The organism is Aggregatibacter sp. HMT-949, assembly GCF_041734645.1.
Taxonomy (GTDB): Bacteria; Pseudomonadota; Gammaproteobacteria; order Enterobacterales; family Pasteurellaceae; genus Rodentibacter.
Genome location: NZ_CP162010.1, coordinates 1738198 through 1755027 on the forward strand (window position 1 = coordinate 1738198; position 16830 = coordinate 1755027).

Genomic DNA, 16830 nt, shown 5'->3' on the forward strand with positions numbered 1-16830 from the left:
TCAGACTTTCTTTCGAAAATCTCTCGTTTTTAGCTTGTTTCCAATTTTTTAAAGAACAGTTTGATAAAATTTTTTAGTTATTATCGTTAAATAAACTTTTACTATATTTTGAAACTTATAGTACATTTTAAAATTTACTTAACGATGATAACTGGTGGAGATAAGCGGGATCGAACCGCTGACCTCCTGCGTGCAAGGCAGGCGCTCTCCCAGCTGAGCTATATCCCCATTTCATCATCACTACCGCTTCCACTTCACTCACTCGTCAGAGTGGTGGGTCTGAGTGGACTTGAACCACCGACCTCACCCTTATCAGGGGTGCGCTCTAACCACCTGAGCTACAGACCCAAGGGTAGTTTCTTCTGCTCATTTGTCTACAATACACCAGACAATCTGTGTGAACACTCGCTGTCGCTCATTTTTGGTAAGGAGGTGATCCAACCGCAGGTTCCCCTACGGTTACCTTGTTACGACTTCACCCCAGTCATGAATCATACCGTGGTAAACGCCCCCCTCGCGGTTAAGCTATCTACTTCTGGTACAACCCACTCCCATGGTGTGACGGGCGGTGTGTACAAGGCCCGGGAACGTATTCACCGCGACATTCTGATTCGCGATTACTAGCGATTCCGACTTCATGGAGTCGAGTTGCAGACTCCAATCCGGACTTAGACGTACTTTCTGAGATTCACTCCACCTCGCAGCTTCGTTACCCTCTGTATACGCCATTGTAGCACGTGTGTAGCCCTACTCGTAAGGGCCATGATGACTTGACGTCATCCCCACCTTCCTCCGGTTTGTCACCGGCAGTCTCCTTTGAGTTCCCACCATTACGCGCTGGCAACAAAGGATAAGGGTTGCGCTCGTTGCGGGACTTAACCCAACATTTCACAACACGAGCTGACGACAGCCATGCAGCACCTGTCTCATGGTTCCCGAAGGCACTCCCGTATCTCTACAGGATTCCATGGATGTCAAGAGTAGGTAAGGTTCTTCGCGTTGCATCGAATTAAACCACATGCTCCACCGCTTGTGCGGGCCCCCGTCAATTCATTTGAGTTTTAACCTTGCGGCCGTACTCCCCAGGCGGTCGATTTATCACGTTAGCTTCGGGCGCCAAACTTAAAGTCCAACCCCCAAATCGACAGCGTTTACAGCGTGGACTACCAGGGTATCTAATCCTGTTTGCTCCCCACGCTTTCGCACATGAGCGTCAGTACATTCCCAAGGGGCTGCCTTCGCCTTCGGTATTCCTCCACATCTCTACGCATTTCACCGCTACACGTGGAATTCTACCCCTCCCTAAAGTACTCTAGCTACCCAGTCTGAAATGCAATTCCCAGGTTAAGCCCGGGGCTTTCACACCTCACTTAAATAGCCGCCTGCGTGCCCTTTACGCCCAGTTATTCCGATTAACGCTCGCACCCTCCGTATTACCGCGGCTGCTGGCACGGAGTTAGCCGGTGCTTCTTCTGTGTTTAACGTCAATTTGTTGCGCTATTTACACAACAACCTTCCTCAACACCGAAAGAACTTTACAACCCGAAGGCCTTCTTCATTCACGCGGCATGGCTGCGTCAGGGTTGCCCCCATTGCGCAATATTCCCCACTGCTGCCTCCCGTAGGAGTCCGGGCCGTGTCTCAGTCCCGGTGTGGCTGGCCATCCTCTCAGACCAGCTAGAGATCGCAGGCTTGGTAGGCCTTTACCCTACCAACTACCTAATCCCACTTGGGCTCATCCTATGGCATGTGGCCTTGCGGTCCCACACTTTCATCTTCCGATTCTACGCGGTATTAGCGACAGTTTCCCGTCGTTATCCCCCTCCATAAGCTAGATTCCCAAACATTACTCACCCGTCCGCCACTCGTCAGCATAAGTACAAGTACTTACCTGCTACCGTTCGACTTGCATGTGTTAAGCCTGCCGCCAGCGTTCAATCTGAGCCATGATCAAACTCTTCAATTCAAGTTTAATCGCTCAATAAACTGCTTGCTAAAAGTTTTCGCTTCTCACTTATAAATTAAATTTAAAGTAAGTTTTATGAATTTCTAGTTAGCACCTATTAAGACTTCAAAATTAAAAATAGTTTTAAAACAAGTCAATCAACAAGTGCCCACACAGATTGTCTGATTCGTTGTTAAAGAGCAAAAAACAACGACGCATGTGTAAATTTGACTATTTCACAACCATGCGTCGTTGTGTGCCGCGTATTATAGGAATTTTCGAACCTCACGCAAGCACTTTTTACAAAAAAATTTGATTTTTTTATTATTTGGCGATTCTTTCATCTCATTGGTTAAAGAATGCACAATCACTATTGCTCACTAAAGCTTTTATCACATCAGGTAAATCGACTATCGAATCCAGCACCGCATTGGCTAACCGTTCTCCCTCTTTTGTTACCGGTTTTCCTGTTCTTACTAATACATTTATCTTCACTTTCGCATTAATCCCGGCTTTAATGTCCTCTATTTTATCGCCAACCATAATTGATTGCTGCGGATCAATATTTAACGCTTTCATGGCATCTAGCAACATACCCGGTTTCGGCTTCCGACACGAGCAATCTTCTTTAAATTCCCCTTTTCCGTCGGGATGATGGGGGCAATAATAAATTCCATCAAAATCAACACCTTGTTCGGCCAATGACCAATCCATCCATTCGGTTAGCTGTAAAAATTGCGCTTCCGTAAAATAACCTCGGGCAATGCCGGATTGATTTGTTACCAAGACGAGTAAATACCCCATTTCTTTTAATTTTTTCAATGCATTAATGCTGCCTTCAATAAACTCAAAATCATCAATTTGATGAACGTATCCATGATCAATATTTATTGTTCCGTCACGATCTAAAAATATGGCCTTGTTCATTTTATTGTTTCTCAATTTGTTTTATAACGTGTGAAATTATCTCTATTATCCTTTTAATTGGCAATAATAAGTCATAACGGATCAATCTAAAAAGATGAACAATAACGGTTGACACGGCAGTCTAGACCTCTAGAATACAAAGGCTATTTAAACTTTAACCAAGAATAGGGCTTATATGATTAAGCTAAGCAATATTACAAAAATCTTTACGCTCCCGGATAAAAAATTGACCGCACTCGACAATGTATCGATGTCTATACCCAAGGGACAAATTTGCGGTGTGATAGGTGCCTCCGGTGCGGGCAAAAGTACTTTAATCCGTTGTGTAAATTTATTAGAAAAACCTTCTTTCGGCAGCGTAGTCGTTGATGGTGTCGATTTGACCCAACTTTCCGAAGGCGAATTAGTGAAAGCTCGCCGTCAAATCGGCATGATCTTTCAACATTTCAATTTACTAAGCTCGCGCACAGTATTTGAAAATGTTGCACTACCGTTAGAATTAGAAGGGACGCCCAAAACAAAAATTCAGGAAAAAACGACCGCACTTTTATCCCTTGTCGGCTTGAGCGATAAACAAGATATCTATCCGACCAACCTTTCCGGCGGGCAAAAACAGCGTGTAGCTATCGCCCGCGCTTTAGCGAGCGATCCAAAAGTCTTATTATGCGATGAGGCGACCAGCGCGCTTGATCCGGCGACGACACAATCGATCTTAAAATTATTGAAAGAAATCAACCGCACTTTGGGCATCACGATCTTGCTCATCACCCATGAAATGGAAGTGGTAAAACAAATTTGTGATCAAGTGGCGGTGATCGACCAAGGTCGCTTAGTAGAGCAAGGTACAGTTGGCGAAATTTTCTCCAATCCGAAAACCGAGCTTGCGCAAGAATTTATTCGTTCCACTTTCCATATCAGCTTACCGGATGAATATTTAGAAAACCTGACTGATACGCCAAAACACAGCAAAGCTTATCCTATTATCAAATTTGAATTTACTGGCCGTTCTGTGGATGCACCATTGCTTTCTCAAGCCTCAAAAAAATTTGGCGTAGAACTTAGTATTCTGACATCACAAATTGATTATGCCGGCGGGGTGAAATTCGGTTACACCATTGCAGAAGTGGAAGGCGGTGAAGACGCAATTACACAAGCCAAAGTTTATTTAATGGAAAACAACGTGCGCGTGGAGGTGCTCGGTTATGTTCAATGATTTCTGGGCAACATTTAGCCAGCAATTAACACCTCAAATGTGGAGTGTGGTGGCAACAGCAACATATGAAACCGTTTATATTAGTTTTGCCTCCACCTTACTTGCGGTGATCGTGGGCTTACCTGTGGGCGTATGGACATTCTTAACCGGCAAAAATGAAATTCTGCAAAATAACCGCACACACTTTGTCTTGAATACAATTATTAATATTGGGCGTTCAATTCCGTTCATTATTTTGTTATTAATTTTATTACCTGTAACACGTTTTATCGTGGGAACCGTGCTCGGAACCACTGCGGCGATTATTCCATTAAGCATTTGTGCAATGCCTTTTGTGGCGCGTTTAACCGCTAATGCACTAATGGAAATTCCAAACGGTTTAACCGAAGCTGCACAAGCTATGGGCGCAACAAAATGGCAAATCGTACGGAAATTCTATTTGCCGGAAGCCTTACCAACGCTCATTAACGGCATTACTCTGACGCTCGTGACCTTAGTCGGCTACTCCGCGATGGCGGGCACACAAGGCGGCGGCGGTTTAGGTAGTCTTGCTATTAACTATGGCGTATACCGTAATATGCCTTATGTCACTTGGGTGGCGACCATTATTATTGTGCTATTCGTGATGATTAGCCAAAAACTCGGCGATACACTTGCGAAAAAAGTGGATCATCGTTAATTCAAACACAACTTAACTAACAGAAAGGAAAACCTATGAAATTAAAACACCTATTTACTGTGACAGCGATCGCATCAGCCCTTATTTTAACCGGCTGTAAAGAAGACAAAAAACCTGAAGCGGCAGCCGCCACACCACTTAAAATCAAAGTGGGCGTAATGTCCGGTCCAGAACACCAAGTGGCTGAAATCGCAGCGAAAGTCGCAAAAGAAAAATACGGTTTAGACGTTCAATTCGTTGAATTCAACGACTACGCATTACCAAATGAAGCAGTTTCTAAAGGAGATTTAGATGCCAACGCAATGCAACACAAGCCTTACTTAGATGAAGATACAAAAGCGAAAAACTTAACCAACTTGGTGATTGTAGGTAACACTTTCGTGTACCCGTTAGCCGGCTATTCTAAAAAAATTAAAAATGTCAGCGAATTACAAGACGGTGCAAAAGTCGTGGTTCCAAACGATCCGACAAACCGTGGCCGTGCATTAATTCTTCTTGAAAAACAAGGCTTGATTAAATTAAAAGATGCGAGCAACCTACTTTCAACCGTATTAGACATTGTTGAAAATCCGAAAAATTTAAATATCACCGAAGTGGACACTTCCGTTGCTGCACGTGCATTAGATGATGTTGATTTAGCCGTAGTGAATAACACTTATGCTGGTCAAGTGGGTTTAAATGCGCAAGATAACGGCGTGTTTGTGGAAGATAAAGATTCCCCTTATGTCAATATTATCGTTGCGCGTACCGATAATAAAGACAGCAAAGCGGTACAAGATTTTGTGAAATCTTACCAAACCGAAGAAGTGTACGATGAAGCCAAAAAACACTTTAAAGACGGCGTAGTAAAAGGTTGGTAATTTCTCACCTTTTTCTTTTAATCAATCCCTTGGCTTAACGGCTAAGGGATTTTTATTTTGATAAGACAAATATAGCTTCCAATGCGGTGCCAAAACGGTAGTTCAATGTAACCTAGAGGATTTCAATGCGGTGCTGATGAATAGATACAAAAAAAGCCAACGGCATAAACCATTGGCTTTTTATTTTTACATCGTTAATTAAGCGATAACCGCTTTTTCAACAACGCGAACTAAAGTCCAAGATTTGGTTTTCGACAGAGGGCGACATTCGCGGATCTCTACAATATCACCAACTTTGGCTTCATTATTCTCATCGTGTACATGTAATTTGGTTGTACGACGGATAAACTTACCGTATAACGGGTGTTTTACCTTACGTTCAATAGCAACAACGAAAGATTTTTCCATTTTGTCGCTAACAACTTTACCTTGTACGCTACGAATTTTATCAGTCATTACTCACCCGCCTTCTCGGTTAATACAGTTTTCACACGTGCAATATCACGACGCACTTGTTTAGCCTGATGGGTTTGTTGAAGCTGACCGGTGGCTGTCTGCATACGCAACTTGAATTGTTCTCCCAAAAGGTTTAACAATTCAGCATTCAGCTCTTCAACACTTTTTGTACGTAAATCTTGAGCTTTCATTACATCACCGTCTTAGTTACGAAAGTGGTTTTAACTGGCAATTTCGCCGCTGCTAATGCAAACGCGTTTCTTGCCACTTCTTCAGATACACCGTCCATTTCATAAAGCACTTTACCCGGTTGGATCAAGGCTACCCAGTACTCAACGTTACCTTTACCTTTACCCATACGGACTTCTAATGGTTTTTCAGTGATCGGTTTATCTGGGAACACACGGATCCAGATTTTACCTTGACGTTTTACTGCACGTGACATTGCACGACGTGCTGCTTCGATTTGACGAGCGGTTAAACGACAACGACCGACTGCTTTTAAACCGTAAGTACCGAAGCTAACTTCCGTACCGCCTGCAATACCACGGTTACGGCCTTTGTGAACTTTACGGAATTTTGTACGTTTTGGTTGCAACATTTAGCGTTTCTCCTTACTTACGACCTTTACCGCGTGGCGCCTTTTTAGGCTTGTCGGCAGGTTGTTGTTCTGATTGCGCAACGGCAGCCATTCCACCAAGAATTTCACCTTTGAAGATCCACACTTTCACGCCAATCACGCCGTAAGTAGTGTGAGCTTCTGCAGTGTTATAATCAATGTCCGCACGAAGAGTATGGAGAGGTACTCGACCTTCACGATACCATTCTGAACGTGCGATTTCCGCACCACCTAAACGACCGCTAACTTCAACTTTGATACCTTTGGCACCTAAACGCATTGCGCTTTGCACCGCACGTTTCATTGCGCGACGAAACATTACGCGACGCTCTAATTGAGAAGCGATACCATCAGCAACTAATTTGGCATCTAATTCAGGTTTTTTCACTTCAGCGATGTTGATTTGAGCAGGAACACCGGCAATTTTAGACACCGCGTTACGCAATTTTTCAACATCTTCGCCTTTTTTACCAATTACGATACCGGGGCGAGCCGTATGAATGGTAACACGAATACTTTTAGCCGGACGCTCAATAGTAATACGTGAAACCGAAGCATTTGCTAATTCTTTATTTAAGAATTTGCGCACTTTGAAATCGCCTTCAAGATTGTCGGCGAAGTCTTGTGTATTCGCGAACCAAGTAGAGCTCCAAGGTTTAACAATACCTAAGCGAATACCATGTGGATGTACTTTTTGACCCATTGCTATTCCTCTACTTATTAACGATCCGACACAACCACAGTAATGTGGCTAGTACGTTTTAAAATACGATCTGCACGACCTTTAGCACGTGGCATAACACGCTTCATGCTCGGACCTTCGTCAACGAAGATTTTAGCAACTTTAAGATCATCGATATCTGCACCGTCATTATGCTCTGCATTAGCAATAGCTGACTCTAAAACTTTCTTCACTAAAGTCGCTGCTTTTTTGTTAGTGAAAGTTAAAATTTCTAATGCTTGTGCTACTTTTTTACCACGAATCAAATCGGCAACTAAGCGAGCTTTTTGGGCAGAAGTGCGAGCGTAACGATGTTTTGCAATAGTTTCCATCTCTTTACCTCTTATTTCTTAGCTTTCTTATCTGCCGCGTGACCGCGGTACGTACGAGTCGGTGCAAATTCACCTAATTTATGGCCGATCATTTCATCAGATACATAAACAGGAACGTGCTGACGACCATTATGGACTGCGATGGTCAATCCGATCATTGATGGAATGATCATTGAACGACGGGACCAAGTTTTAATTGGTTTTTTATCCCCGCTTTCCACCGCCTTCTCTACCTTCTTCAACAAGTGTAGGTCAAGGAAAGGACCCTTCTTGAGAGAACGTGGCATGGTTAATCCTCTTAATTAAATCTATTATTTGCCACGACGACGTACGATATATTTATCAGTACGTTTGTTGTGACGAGTTTTCTTACCTTTAGTTTGAACGCCCCAAGGAGTTACTGGGTGTTTACCAAAGTTACGACCTTCACCACCACCGTGTGGGTGATCTACTGGGTTCATTGCAGTACCACGAACTGTAGGACGAACGCCTCTCCAGCGATTAGCACCAGCTTTACCCAATACGCGAAGCATATGTTCTGAGTTACCGACTTCACCAATTGTCGCAACACATTCCGCCAATACTTTACGCATTTCACCTGAACGTAAACGTAAAGTAACATAGTTGCCTTCACGCGCGATAATTTGTACATATGCACCGGCAGAACGAGCGATTTGACCGCCTTTACCCGGTTTTAATTCAACGTTGTGCACGGTAGAACCAACCGGAATGTTACGCATAGGTAACGCGTTACCCACCTTAATTGGTGAGTTTACACCAGCTTGGATTTGATCCCCCACCGACAAACCTTTAGGCGCTAAGATGTAACGGCGTTCACCGTCTTTATAAAGCACCAACGCGATGTTAGCAGAACGATTCGGATCATATTCTAAACGCTCAACAACACCCGGAATGTCTAACTTATTACGTTTAAAATCAATTAAACGATAGTGCTGTTTGTGACCACCACCGATGTGACGAGTAGTAATACGACCATAGTTGTTACGACCACCGGTTTTAGATTTACTATCTAGAAGTGGTGCGTAAGGTTTACCCTTGTGTAATTCAGGGTTCACGATTTTAACAACGTGACGACGACCAGCGGAGGTCGGCTTACATTTAACGATAGCCATTCTCTATTTTCCTCCGATTACTCTGCACTGTCCACGAAGTCCAAGTTTTGGCCTTCGGCTAAAGTTACATAAGCTTTTTTCCAGTCGCTACGGCGACCCATTTTGTTACCACGGCGTTTAGTTTTACCTTTCACAACCACAGTACGCACTGAGTCAACTTTTACTTCAAATAATTGAGCAACCGCAGCAGCAATTTCAGCTTTATTTGCATCTAAAGCAACTTTAAGTACAACAGTGTTAGATTTTTCAGCATTGTTAGTTGCTTTTTCAGAGATGTGCGGTGCACGAAGCACGCTCAGCAAACGTTCTTGACTCATGCTAAGATCTCCTCAATTTGTTTCACAGCATCAACAGTAACGATCACTTTATCGAAAGCGATTAAGCTCACCGGATCGATACCTTGCACATCACGTACGTCAACTTTATATAAGTTACGTGCAGCTAAGAATAGATTTTCATCTAAGCTTGCTGTGATAATTAACGCATCTTCAACTGCTAAATCTTTTAATTTTTGTACTAAAACTTTGGTTTTTGGTGTATCAATTTCGAATTTTTCAACAACAACCAAACGCTCTTGACGAACTAATTCGGAAAGAATGCTTTTGATAGCACCGCGGTACATTTTCTTATTCACTTTTTGGCTGTGATCTTGTGGTTTAGCCGCAAAGGTTGTACCACCAGAACGCCAAATTGGCGATTTAATATCACCGGAACGAGCTCGACCTGTACCTTTTTGACGCCAAGGTTTTTTACCCGAACCAGACACTTCAGCACGAGTTTTTTGCGCACGAGTACCTTGACGCGCACCTGCCGCATAAGCAACAACAACCTGGTGGATCAATGCTTCGTTAAACTCACGTCCGAAGGTAGTTTCAGATACAGTTAGTGCATTTGCACCTACAACTTGTAATTCCATCTCTATCTCCTAGACTTATGCTTTAACTGCTGGCTTAACGATAACATCACTACCGGTAGCACCTGGAACGGCACCTTTAACTAATAGCAATTTACGCTCAGCATCTACACGAACAACTTCAAGTGATTGAACGGTTACGCGTTCCGCACCTAAATGTCCTGCCATTTTTTTACCTTTAAACACACGACCCGGAGTTTGGTTTTGACCAATAGAACCGAGAACACGATGTGATAAAGAGTTACCGTGGGTAGCATCTTGAGTACGGAAGTTCCAACGTTTAACGCCACCTTGGAAACCTTTACCTTTAGAAGTACCGGTAACATCAACTTTTTTAACATCTGCAAAGATGTCAACGTTAATTTCTTGACCTAAAGTGAATTCTTCACCTTCAGTACGAAATTCCCATAAACCGCGACCAGCTTCAACACCTGCTTTCACGAAATGGCCTGCTTCCGGTTTAGTTACACGATTCGCTTTTTTAGAACCGGTAGTAACTTGGACTGCAGTATAGCCATCGTTTTCAAGAGTTTTAACTTGAGTTACGCGGTTGGCTTCAATTTCGATAACAGTAACCGGTACTGACACGCCGTCTTCATTGAAGATACGGGTCATACCGACTTTACGACCGACTAAACCAATCATTGTAATAACCTCTTAATTAACCTAGGCTGATCTGCACGTCAACGCCGGCAGCCAAATCTAAACGCATTAATGCATCAACAGTTTTTTCTGTTGGCTCTACGATATCTACTAAACGTTTGTGAGTACGAATTTCGTATTGGTCACGCGCATCCTTATTCACGTGCGGAGAAATCAACACGGTGAAACGCTCTTTACGAGTAGGCAAAGGAATCGGACCACGAACTTGCGCGCCAGTACGTTTAGCTGTTTCTACGATCTCCGCCGTAGATTGATCGATCAAACGGTGATCGAACGCTTTTAAGCGGATACGGATTCTTTGGTTCTGCATTAGACCAGAGCTCCAATAAATTTAGCTAATAAAAAAACTAACACCATCACAGTTCTAACTTCAAAATAGAAAAGGAGGTGCAAGTTACCTGTTATAGAGTCCCCAAATCGGAAACATTGTTCAACGTAACCTAATTGTTACGCTCGTTTAATAAATGATTACATTAAACGGCTCTCATACCAAAAGCGGGTGAATACTACACAAAAGCCGGGAACTTTGCAAGAAATTTATGCGAATAAAATAAAAAACGCGCAATTTACCGCATATTACAAGAGAAATTTATCCGTTGAAATTCCTAGGCTTTACCGAATTTTCCGATAAATCTCATCGCAGTGGCGAAATAGCACCGCATTGAAAATGCATCTTACCGGCTACCTCCCAGACAGTATGAAACCCGACTTCAAGAGGCGAATCAATCCGCCTCTTTAATCTTAAAGGCTAGCGCATGGTGACAAATTCTTCCGAACCGGTCGGATGAATGGCGACAGTATTATCGAAATCGGCTTTGGTCGCGCCCATTTTAACGGCCACTGCAAAACCTTGGATCATTTCGTCCACGCCATAACCTATACCGTGCAATCCGACGATTTTTTCATCTTTACCCACGCACACTAATTTCATGCGGCAAGGTTGACGATGTTGTGTCACGGCGGAATACATCGGGGTGAACGACGATTTATACACTTTCACGTTTTCTTCGCCGTATTGTTCGACAGCCTGCGGCTCAGTTAACCCTAAGGTGCCGATTGGCGGATGACTAAATACCACGCTCGGCACCAAGTTATAATCCAAATGTTCGTTCGGTTTGTTATTAAATAAACGTTCCGATAAACGACGTCCCGCAGCCACCGCAACCGGCGTTAATTCAATACCGCCTTCGATAATATCGCCCACCGCATAAATGCCTTTCACATTGGTGTTTTGATATTTATCCACTTTTATATAGCCACGTTCGTTCGTTTCTACGCCGGCATTTTGCAAACCAAGGTTATCCGTTGCCGGCTCACGTCCTGCTGCCCAAATCACGCAATCGACGGTGACGCTACCCTCATGGCCGAATTCCGCGGTGAGCGAGCCATCGTTATTTTTTACAATTTCTTGGATTGTCGTGTGCTTATGCAAAATAATGCCGTCTTGTTCCAAGGTTTCCAGCAATGTATCTACGATTAACGGATCTTGATTACGCATCGGCGCATGGTGACGCACGACTAAATGCGTTTCAGAACCCAAGCTGTTCAATACGCCGGCGATTTCCACCGCAATATAACCCGCGCCGATAATCGCCACGCGCTTCGGCAATTCGGTGAGCGCAAAAAAACCGTCGGAATCAATACCGTACTCTTGTCCTTTCACCGAGTGCGGACGGAACGGACGACCGCCCGTGGCGATTAAAATATGATCCGCAGTAACGCGCTCGCTTGAACCGTCTGCGAAAGTTACCTCAATAGTATGCGCATCAACAAATTTACCAAAACCGCTAAGCACATCCACGTTATTCTTCGCCAAAACATTATTGTAAGATGCGTGAATGCGATCAATATACGCCTGACGGCTTTCAATCAATTTGCCGAAATCGAATTTTTTCATCTCCACGTCAAAACCATAATCCGGTGCGTAGCGATTGAGAGCCTCGGCGATTTGAGCACCGTAAAACATAACCTTTTTCGGCACACAACCGACGTTTACGCAAGTCCCACCTAAATATTTCGCTTCAATAATGGCGCATTTTTTGCCGTAACTTGCCGCCCGGTTGATAGAAGCGATACCGCCGCTACCGCCGCCGATTGCAATATAATCATAGTGTTTTGTCATAATATATATCTCCTTTTAGGAAGGTAAAATTTTCGGTATTCTGCCGAAATTAAAAGTATAAAGCTATAAATCATTGTAATTGGAATCGTCTATATTCGCCTCATTTCAGCTTACTTAGCAAATTTCTCTTTTCCTTCCTATTCTCGGTATGCTATCCTTCCGCTGTTACGAATTATTATCATTTAATGCAATGTACAAAAGACGGTATCTGGTTTTTCTATTATTTCTATTTTCTTTTATTTCCCTTTTTCTTGGCGTCAGTACTGTAAATTTACGAGGTCTATTGAATTTTGATGCCAATCAATGGCAAATCCTCCTAGATAGCCGCCTCCCTCGCTTAATTAGTATTTTAATTGCCGGTGCATCGTTAAGCATTTGCGGTTTAGTGATGCAGCAATTGAGTCGTAATCGTTTCGTCTCCCCCACCACCGCCGGAACCATGGACAGCGCTCGTTTAGGCATTCTTTTAGCTATTTTATTTTTTCCCGGCGCATCGATGTTATTAAAAACGACCGTTGCCATCATCGTGTCGTTTCTCGGCACGCTGATGTTTATGACAATTTTGTCGCGCTTGAAATTCAAAGATACCATTTTCGTACCGTTGGTCGGAATGATGTTCGGTAACATTATCAGTGCTGTCACTGCCTTCATCGCTTACCAAAAAGACTTACTACAAAATCTTTCCGGCTGGCTCCAAGGCGATTTTTCCTTAGTAATGTCCGGTCGCTATGAATTACTTTATTTCAGTTTACCGCTACTGATCATCGCCTATTTATTTGCCAATCGTTTTTCTATTGTTGGCATGGGGAAAGATTTTGCCGTCAATCTCGGACTGAATTACAACCAAGTGCTCTATCTCGGTCTAATTATCGTCGCGAGCGTTTCTTCCATTGTGATCGTTTCCGTCGGCGTGATTCCGTTTTTGGGTTTGATCGTGCCGAATATCGTGACCCTTTATTTAGGTGATAACCTAAAAAAAATCCTTTCCCATACCGCACTGCTCGGTGCCGTATTCGTACTTTTTTGCGACGTTTTAGGACGTAGCTTGATTTATCCTTACGAAATTTCCATCAATGCGGTGCTCGGCGTGATGGGTAGCGGTATTTTCTTGTATTTCTTACTGAAACGGTATCGTCATGGCTAAGTCTTCCTTTTTTCGTCTTGCGGTACTAAGCCTTTTGGCCGCTCTCGCCGTCTGCTTATACCTTGCTTATAATCTACCGAATCGCTGGCAATATGCGCTGTACAACCGCGCCCTTGCCGTTAGTGCCATCATTATTACCGGCATCGCAATCGCTCTCGCCACCATGATTTTTCAAACCGTGGTCAACAACCGCATTCTCACGCCGAGTATTCTAGGGTTAGATTCACTGTATTTATTAATCCAAACCGGTATTTTATTTTTATTCGGTTCCAATACATTACTTTCGATTCATCCGATCGTTTTATTTCTCGGCAGTACCGGCTGCATGGTTTTATTTATGCTGGCGCTCTACCATTTTCTCTTTAAAAAAGAATCGCCGAATATTTTCTTTTTACTGTTAATCGGGATCGTTTTCGGTACCTTTTTCGGTAGTCTCACCACGTTCATGGAAGTATTAATCGATCCGAACGAATTCCAAATTTCACAAGATATCGGTTTCGCCAGTTTTAATCGCATTAATACCGCGATTTTATGGCTGGCTTTAGCAATTTTATTCATCGCCATTCTAGTCAGCCTACGCTATTGGAAGTATTTGGACGTGCTCGCTCTTGGACGCGAACAAGCGATTAATCTTGGTGTTGATTACTCGTCAATCATTAAAAAATTGCTGATTATCGTTGCCGTTTTAACCTCGGTCTCCACCGCATTGGTTGGTCCCTTGACCTTTTTGGGCCTGTTGGTGATGAACGTCACTTTTGAATTTATGCGCGATTATCGCCACAAAATTCTAATTCCCGCCGCCATGTTACTTGCTGTGTTCACCTTGCTTGGCGGACAATTCTTGTTATCTCAAGTTTTCACTTTCAGCACGCCGCTAAGCGTTATTATTAATTTTGTCGGCGGCGTCTATTTTCTTTCTCTGTTATTGCGGGCAAATAAAAAATGGCAATAGAAATCCGAAATCTTCACAAATCCTACAGCGGCAAAAAAGTAGTGCATGATCTGTCGTTAACCATCCCGACCGGTAAAATCACTTCATTTATCGGTCCAAATGGCGCCGGCAAAAGTACCGTGTTAGCGATTATCAGCCGCTTGCTTTCCGCCGACAGTGGCGACGTATATTTAAATCAACGGCGTTTGCACGACCAAAAAAGTTCAGACATCGCACGCCAATTAGCGATTCTGAAACAATCCAATCACATCAATTTACGCATTACCGTTGAAGAATTGGTGGCCTTCGGCCGCTTTCCTTACAGCAAAGGCAACCTCACCGAAACCGATCGTACGTTCATTGACAACGCCATCAATTACATGGATTTAGGTGCTATTCGCCAACAATATATTGATAATTTAAGTGGCGGTCAGCGCCAACGCGCTTATATTGCCATGACCTTAGCCCAAGATACGGATTATATTTTGCTGGACGAACCGCTTAATAACTTGGATATGAAACATTCCGTGCAAATTATGCAAGTGCTACGCAAACTGGTGACAGAACTGAACAAAACCGTCGTGATTGTGATTCACGATATCAATTTTGCCTCTTGTTATTCCGACTATATTATCGCCATGAAACAAGGCGAATTGGTGGCACAAGGAAACGTGGACGAAATAATGCGCGAAGAGGTGTTGCAAGCGATCTACGACATGCCGATCCCAATTCAAGAAATCAATCGACAAAAAATCGCCATTTACTTTAAATCAAACCAGGAGAAATAATGAAATCCTTAAAAACACTAAAAAAACTGAGCATACTCACGCTCGCTTTCGCCGCCGGCATCGCGAACGCTCAAAATATCACTGTGAAAAATTTTGCCGGCGAACAAAGCGTGCCGCAAAATCCGCAAAAAGTTGTCGTCTTGGATTTTGGGGTGGCGGATACCTTGCGCGCATTAGGCGAAAAAGACAAAATCGTCGGGTTTCCAAAATCCGGTCATATTCCAAGCTATTTGGCCGAATTTGCGCAAGACAAATTCCAAAACGTCGGCTCGTTACCGGAACCTGCTTTCGAGCAAATCAACGAGCTCAATCCAGACTTGATTATCGCCGCGCCGCGCCAACAAAAATTATTAGAGAAACTAAAAGAAATCGCACCGGTGTTTTACGTTCAAAACGACTATGCAAATTACTACCCAAGTTTCGAAGAAAATGTTAAAGCCTTAGGTAAAATCTTTAGCAAACAAAATATCGCCGATGAAAAACTCGCTGCCTTGAGCAAAAAAGTCGAGCAAGTGGCAAAGGACGCTAAAAATCGCACCGCATTACTGGTGCTGGTAAACGAAAGTAAAATCAGCGCCTTTGGCGATGGCTCCCGTTACGGTATGGTTTATCAAAAATTCGGTTTTAAACCGGCGGATCCGAACATCAAATCCTCCACGCACGGTATGAGCGTCAGTTTCGAATATATTCTGGACAAAAATCCGGACTATTTATTCGTAGTGGATCGCACCGCAGCAGTAACCGACAAAGTAAACAATGCACAAACCGTATTGGATAACGACATCATCAAACAAACTAAAGCCTTTAAAAATAAACACATCGTTTACTTAGACGCTGCCAATTGGTACCTTGCTTTCGGCGGCTTGGAATCTATGGAAATTATCGCTGCCGAATTGGACAACGCAGTGAAATAATTTCACACCTGAAAACGAAAAAAGTGGGATTTAACGGCCCACTTTTTTTATGCCTTTTATCCGTGAACATGGCGAACACGGTCAATTTTGACCACATTTTAGTAATAACACCACATTGAAGTATCAATATAACACCGCATTGAAGTGCCAAAATAGCACCGCATTGAGGTGCCAAAACAGCACCGCATTGAAGTACCAAAATAACACCGCATTGAAGTACCAAAATAGCACCGCATTGAAGTGTCAAAATAGCACCGCATTGAGGTGTCAAAATAGCACCGCATTGAAGTACCAAAATAGCACCGCATTGAAGTGTCAAAATAACACCGCATTGAAGTGCCCAAATAGCACCGCATTGAAGTGCCGAAATAGCACCGCATTGAAGTGCTAAAATAACACCGCATTGAAGTGCCAAAATAGCACCGCATTGGAGCAGTATATAGCATAAAAAAAACGGTCAGTGTTTAACT

The 16830-nt window shown here is 43.3% G+C and carries 21 protein-coding genes, 2 tRNA genes and 1 rRNA gene; 8 read left to right on the forward strand and 16 right to left on the reverse strand.

The features are described 5' to 3' along the window. Positions 1-152: 152 nt before the first annotated feature. The 4 genes from AB3F25_RS08215 to gmhB form a co-directional block, all read right to left on the reverse strand. A tRNA-Ala gene (locus AB3F25_RS08215) sits at positions 153-228 on the reverse strand. A gap of 43 nt (positions 229-271) precedes the next feature. Beyond that, positions 272-348 (reverse strand) — tRNA-Ile (locus AB3F25_RS08220). Between the two features lie 77 nt (positions 349-425). Continuing rightward, a 16S ribosomal RNA gene (locus tag AB3F25_RS08225) occupies positions 426-1966 on the reverse strand. Positions 1967-2290: 324 nt separating this feature from the next. Then, on the reverse strand, positions 2291-2872 hold the full coding sequence (gene gmhB, locus AB3F25_RS08230) for a D-glycero-beta-D-manno-heptose 1,7-bisphosphate 7-phosphatase (RefSeq protein ID WP_373604356.1): 582 nt from the start codon (positions 2870-2872) through the stop codon (positions 2291-2293). A 175-nt stretch (positions 2873-3047) separates the two neighbouring features. Between gmhB and metN the strand changes: the two genes are divergently transcribed. The 3 genes from metN to AB3F25_RS08245 are packed head-to-tail and all read left to right on the forward strand — an operon-like array spanning position 3048 to position 5624. Next, positions 3048-4085, forward strand: a complete 1038-nt coding sequence (gene metN, locus AB3F25_RS08235) for a methionine ABC transporter ATP-binding protein MetN (protein ID WP_373603351.1) — start codon at positions 3048-3050, stop codon at positions 4083-4085. Further along, positions 4075-4764: a methionine ABC transporter permease gene (locus tag AB3F25_RS08240; protein ID WP_373603352.1), complete on the forward strand. Its 690-nt coding sequence runs from the start codon at positions 4075-4077 to the stop codon at positions 4762-4764. Before metN ends, AB3F25_RS08240 begins: the two co-directional genes overlap by 11 nt. Positions 4765-4799: 35 nt before the next feature. Further along, complete coding sequence (locus AB3F25_RS08245; protein ID WP_373603353.1) at positions 4800-5624, forward strand: MetQ/NlpA family lipoprotein; 825 nt, start codon at positions 4800-4802, stop codon at positions 5622-5624. A gap of 198 nt (positions 5625-5822) precedes the next feature. Here AB3F25_RS08245 and rpsQ read toward each other — a convergent pair whose 3' ends face one another. The 12 genes from rpsQ to gorA all read right to left on the reverse strand — a co-directional run bounded on the left by rpsQ (position 5823) and on the right by gorA (position 12583). After that, positions 5823-6080 (reverse strand): 30S ribosomal protein S17, encoded by a 258-nt coding sequence (gene rpsQ / locus AB3F25_RS08250; protein WP_179225080.1) that lies wholly within the window; start codon positions 6078-6080, stop codon positions 5823-5825. Then, the gene (gene rpmC, locus AB3F25_RS08255; protein WP_018356233.1) at positions 6080-6271 is read right to left on the reverse strand and encodes a 50S ribosomal protein L29; all 192 of its coding nucleotides are present in this window, start codon (positions 6269-6271) and stop codon (positions 6080-6082) included. Before rpmC ends, rpsQ begins: the two co-directional genes overlap by 1 nt. Beyond that, entirely contained in the window at positions 6271-6681 is a 411-nt protein-coding gene (rplP, locus tag AB3F25_RS08260) for a 50S ribosomal protein L16 (protein ID WP_005625890.1), read from the reverse strand. The genes rpmC and rplP overlap by 1 nt, the downstream gene beginning before the upstream one ends. A gap of 13 nt (positions 6682-6694) precedes the next feature. Next, positions 6695-7402 carry a 30S ribosomal protein S3 gene (gene rpsC / locus AB3F25_RS08265; RefSeq protein ID WP_373603354.1) on the reverse strand — a complete coding sequence of 236 codons (708 nt, stop codon included), beginning with the start codon at positions 7400-7402 and terminating at the stop codon, positions 6695-6697. Between the two features lie 17 nt (positions 7403-7419). Continuing rightward, complete coding sequence (rplV, locus tag AB3F25_RS08270; protein ID WP_114892932.1) at positions 7420-7752, reverse strand: 50S ribosomal protein L22; 333 nt, start codon at positions 7750-7752, stop codon at positions 7420-7422. Positions 7753-7763: 11 nt separating this feature from the next. Continuing rightward, the gene (gene rpsS, locus AB3F25_RS08275; protein WP_005539416.1) at positions 7764-8039 is read right to left on the reverse strand and encodes a 30S ribosomal protein S19; all 276 of its coding nucleotides are present in this window, start codon (positions 8037-8039) and stop codon (positions 7764-7766) included. A 24-nt stretch (positions 8040-8063) separates the two neighbouring features. Next, entirely contained in the window at positions 8064-8885 is an 822-nt protein-coding gene (rplB, locus tag AB3F25_RS08280; RefSeq protein ID WP_373603355.1) for a 50S ribosomal protein L2, read from the reverse strand. Positions 8886-8902: 17 nt separating this feature from the next. Next, on the reverse strand, positions 8903-9202 hold the full coding sequence (rplW, locus tag AB3F25_RS08285) for a 50S ribosomal protein L23 (protein WP_005632756.1): 300 nt from the start codon (positions 9200-9202) through the stop codon (positions 8903-8905). After that, positions 9199-9801 carry a 50S ribosomal protein L4 gene (gene rplD / locus AB3F25_RS08290; RefSeq protein ID WP_373603356.1) on the reverse strand — a complete coding sequence of 201 codons (603 nt, stop codon included), beginning with the start codon at positions 9799-9801 and terminating at the stop codon, positions 9199-9201. Before rplD ends, rplW begins: the two co-directional genes overlap by 4 nt. A gap of 15 nt (positions 9802-9816) precedes the next feature. Beyond that, positions 9817-10443 carry a 50S ribosomal protein L3 gene (rplC, locus tag AB3F25_RS08295; RefSeq protein WP_314117121.1) on the reverse strand — a complete coding sequence of 209 codons (627 nt, stop codon included), beginning with the start codon at positions 10441-10443 and terminating at the stop codon, positions 9817-9819. Between the two features lie 16 nt (positions 10444-10459). After that, entirely contained in the window at positions 10460-10771 is a 312-nt protein-coding gene (rpsJ, locus tag AB3F25_RS08300; protein ID WP_001181005.1) for a 30S ribosomal protein S10, read from the reverse strand. A gap of 438 nt (positions 10772-11209) precedes the next feature. Next, positions 11210-12583 (reverse strand): glutathione-disulfide reductase, encoded by a 1374-nt coding sequence (gorA, locus tag AB3F25_RS08305; protein ID WP_373603357.1) that lies wholly within the window; start codon positions 12581-12583, stop codon positions 11210-11212. A gap of 190 nt (positions 12584-12773) precedes the next feature. On the opposite strand from gorA, the gene AB3F25_RS08310 reads away from it, so the two are divergent. The 5 genes from AB3F25_RS08310 to AB3F25_RS08330 all read left to right on the forward strand — a co-directional run bounded on the left by AB3F25_RS08310 (position 12774) and on the right by AB3F25_RS08330 (position 16751). Next, positions 12774-13727, forward strand: a complete 954-nt coding sequence (locus AB3F25_RS08310) for an ABC transporter permease (protein ID WP_373603358.1) — start codon at positions 12774-12776, stop codon at positions 13725-13727. Then, positions 13720-14679 (forward strand): iron chelate uptake ABC transporter family permease subunit, encoded by a 960-nt coding sequence (locus AB3F25_RS08315; protein ID WP_373603359.1) that lies wholly within the window; start codon positions 13720-13722, stop codon positions 14677-14679. The genes AB3F25_RS08310 and AB3F25_RS08315 overlap by 8 nt, the downstream gene beginning before the upstream one ends. Further along, positions 14670-15446 (forward strand): ABC transporter ATP-binding protein, encoded by a 777-nt coding sequence (locus tag AB3F25_RS08320; protein ID WP_373603360.1) that lies wholly within the window; start codon positions 14670-14672, stop codon positions 15444-15446. Before AB3F25_RS08315 ends, AB3F25_RS08320 begins: the two co-directional genes overlap by 10 nt. Continuing rightward, the gene (locus AB3F25_RS08325) at positions 15446-16360 is read left to right on the forward strand and encodes a siderophore ABC transporter substrate-binding protein (protein ID WP_373603361.1); all 915 of its coding nucleotides are present in this window, start codon (positions 15446-15448) and stop codon (positions 16358-16360) included. Before AB3F25_RS08320 ends, AB3F25_RS08325 begins: the two co-directional genes overlap by 1 nt. Positions 16361-16475: 115 nt before the next feature. Further along, positions 16476-16751: a hypothetical protein gene (locus tag AB3F25_RS08330; protein ID WP_373603362.1), complete on the forward strand. Its 276-nt coding sequence runs from the start codon at positions 16476-16478 to the stop codon at positions 16749-16751. The last annotated feature ends 79 nt before the right edge of the window (positions 16752-16830 follow it).

What these genes read in the sequence shown, in the direction of transcription:
- metN (WP_373603351.1), top strand. Translation starts at nt 3,048, where the DNA reads ATGATTAAGCTAAGCAATATTACAAAAATCTTTACGCTCCCGGATAAA.
- AB3F25_RS08310 (WP_373603358.1), top strand. Translation starts at nt 12,774, where the DNA reads ATGTACAAAAGACGGTATCTGGTTTTTCTATTATTTCTATTTTCTTTT.
- AB3F25_RS08320 (WP_373603360.1), top strand. Translation starts at nt 14,670, where the DNA reads ATGGCAATAGAAATCCGAAATCTTCACAAATCCTACAGCGGCAAAAAA.
- AB3F25_RS08315 (WP_373603359.1), top strand. Translation starts at nt 13,720, where the DNA reads ATGGCTAAGTCTTCCTTTTTTCGTCTTGCGGTACTAAGCCTTTTGGCC.
- rplV (WP_114892932.1), bottom strand. Translation starts at nt 7,752, where the DNA reads ATGGAAACTATTGCAAAACATCGTTACGCTCGCACTTCTGCCCAAAAA.
- AB3F25_RS08240 (WP_373603352.1), top strand. Translation starts at nt 4,075, where the DNA reads ATGTTCAATGATTTCTGGGCAACATTTAGCCAGCAATTAACACCTCAA.
- rpsC (WP_373603354.1), bottom strand. Translation starts at nt 7,402, where the DNA reads ATGGGTCAAAAAGTACATCCACATGGTATTCGCTTAGGTATTGTTAAA.
- rplC (WP_314117121.1), bottom strand. Translation starts at nt 10,443, where the DNA reads ATGATTGGTTTAGTCGGTCGTAAAGTCGGTATGACCCGTATCTTCAAT.
- rpmC (WP_018356233.1), bottom strand. Translation starts at nt 6,271, where the DNA reads ATGAAAGCTCAAGATTTACGTACAAAAAGTGTTGAAGAGCTGAATGCT.
- AB3F25_RS08245 (WP_373603353.1), top strand. Translation starts at nt 4,800, where the DNA reads ATGAAATTAAAACACCTATTTACTGTGACAGCGATCGCATCAGCCCTT.
- rplB (WP_373603355.1), bottom strand. Translation starts at nt 8,885, where the DNA reads ATGGCTATCGTTAAATGTAAGCCGACCTCCGCTGGTCGTCGTCACGTT.
- AB3F25_RS08325 (WP_373603361.1), top strand. Translation starts at nt 15,446, where the DNA reads ATGAAATCCTTAAAAACACTAAAAAAACTGAGCATACTCACGCTCGCT.
- rpsS (WP_005539416.1), bottom strand. Translation starts at nt 8,039, where the DNA reads ATGCCACGTTCTCTCAAGAAGGGTCCTTTCCTTGACCTACACTTGTTG.
- rpsQ (WP_179225080.1), bottom strand. Translation starts at nt 6,080, where the DNA reads ATGACTGATAAAATTCGTAGCGTACAAGGTAAAGTTGTTAGCGACAAA.
- gorA (WP_373603357.1), bottom strand. Translation starts at nt 12,583, where the DNA reads ATGACAAAACACTATGATTATATTGCAATCGGCGGCGGTAGCGGCGGT.
- rplD (WP_373603356.1), bottom strand. Translation starts at nt 9,801, where the DNA reads ATGGAATTACAAGTTGTAGGTGCAAATGCACTAACTGTATCTGAAACT.
- rplP (WP_005625890.1), bottom strand. Translation starts at nt 6,681, where the DNA reads ATGTTGCAACCAAAACGTACAAAATTCCGTAAAGTTCACAAAGGCCGT.
- rpsJ (WP_001181005.1), bottom strand. Translation starts at nt 10,771, where the DNA reads ATGCAGAACCAAAGAATCCGTATCCGCTTAAAAGCGTTCGATCACCGT.
- gmhB (WP_373604356.1), bottom strand. Translation starts at nt 2,872, where the DNA reads ATGAACAAGGCCATATTTTTAGATCGTGACGGAACAATAAATATTGAT.
- rplW (WP_005632756.1), bottom strand. Translation starts at nt 9,202, where the DNA reads ATGAGTCAAGAACGTTTGCTGAGCGTGCTTCGTGCACCGCACATCTCT.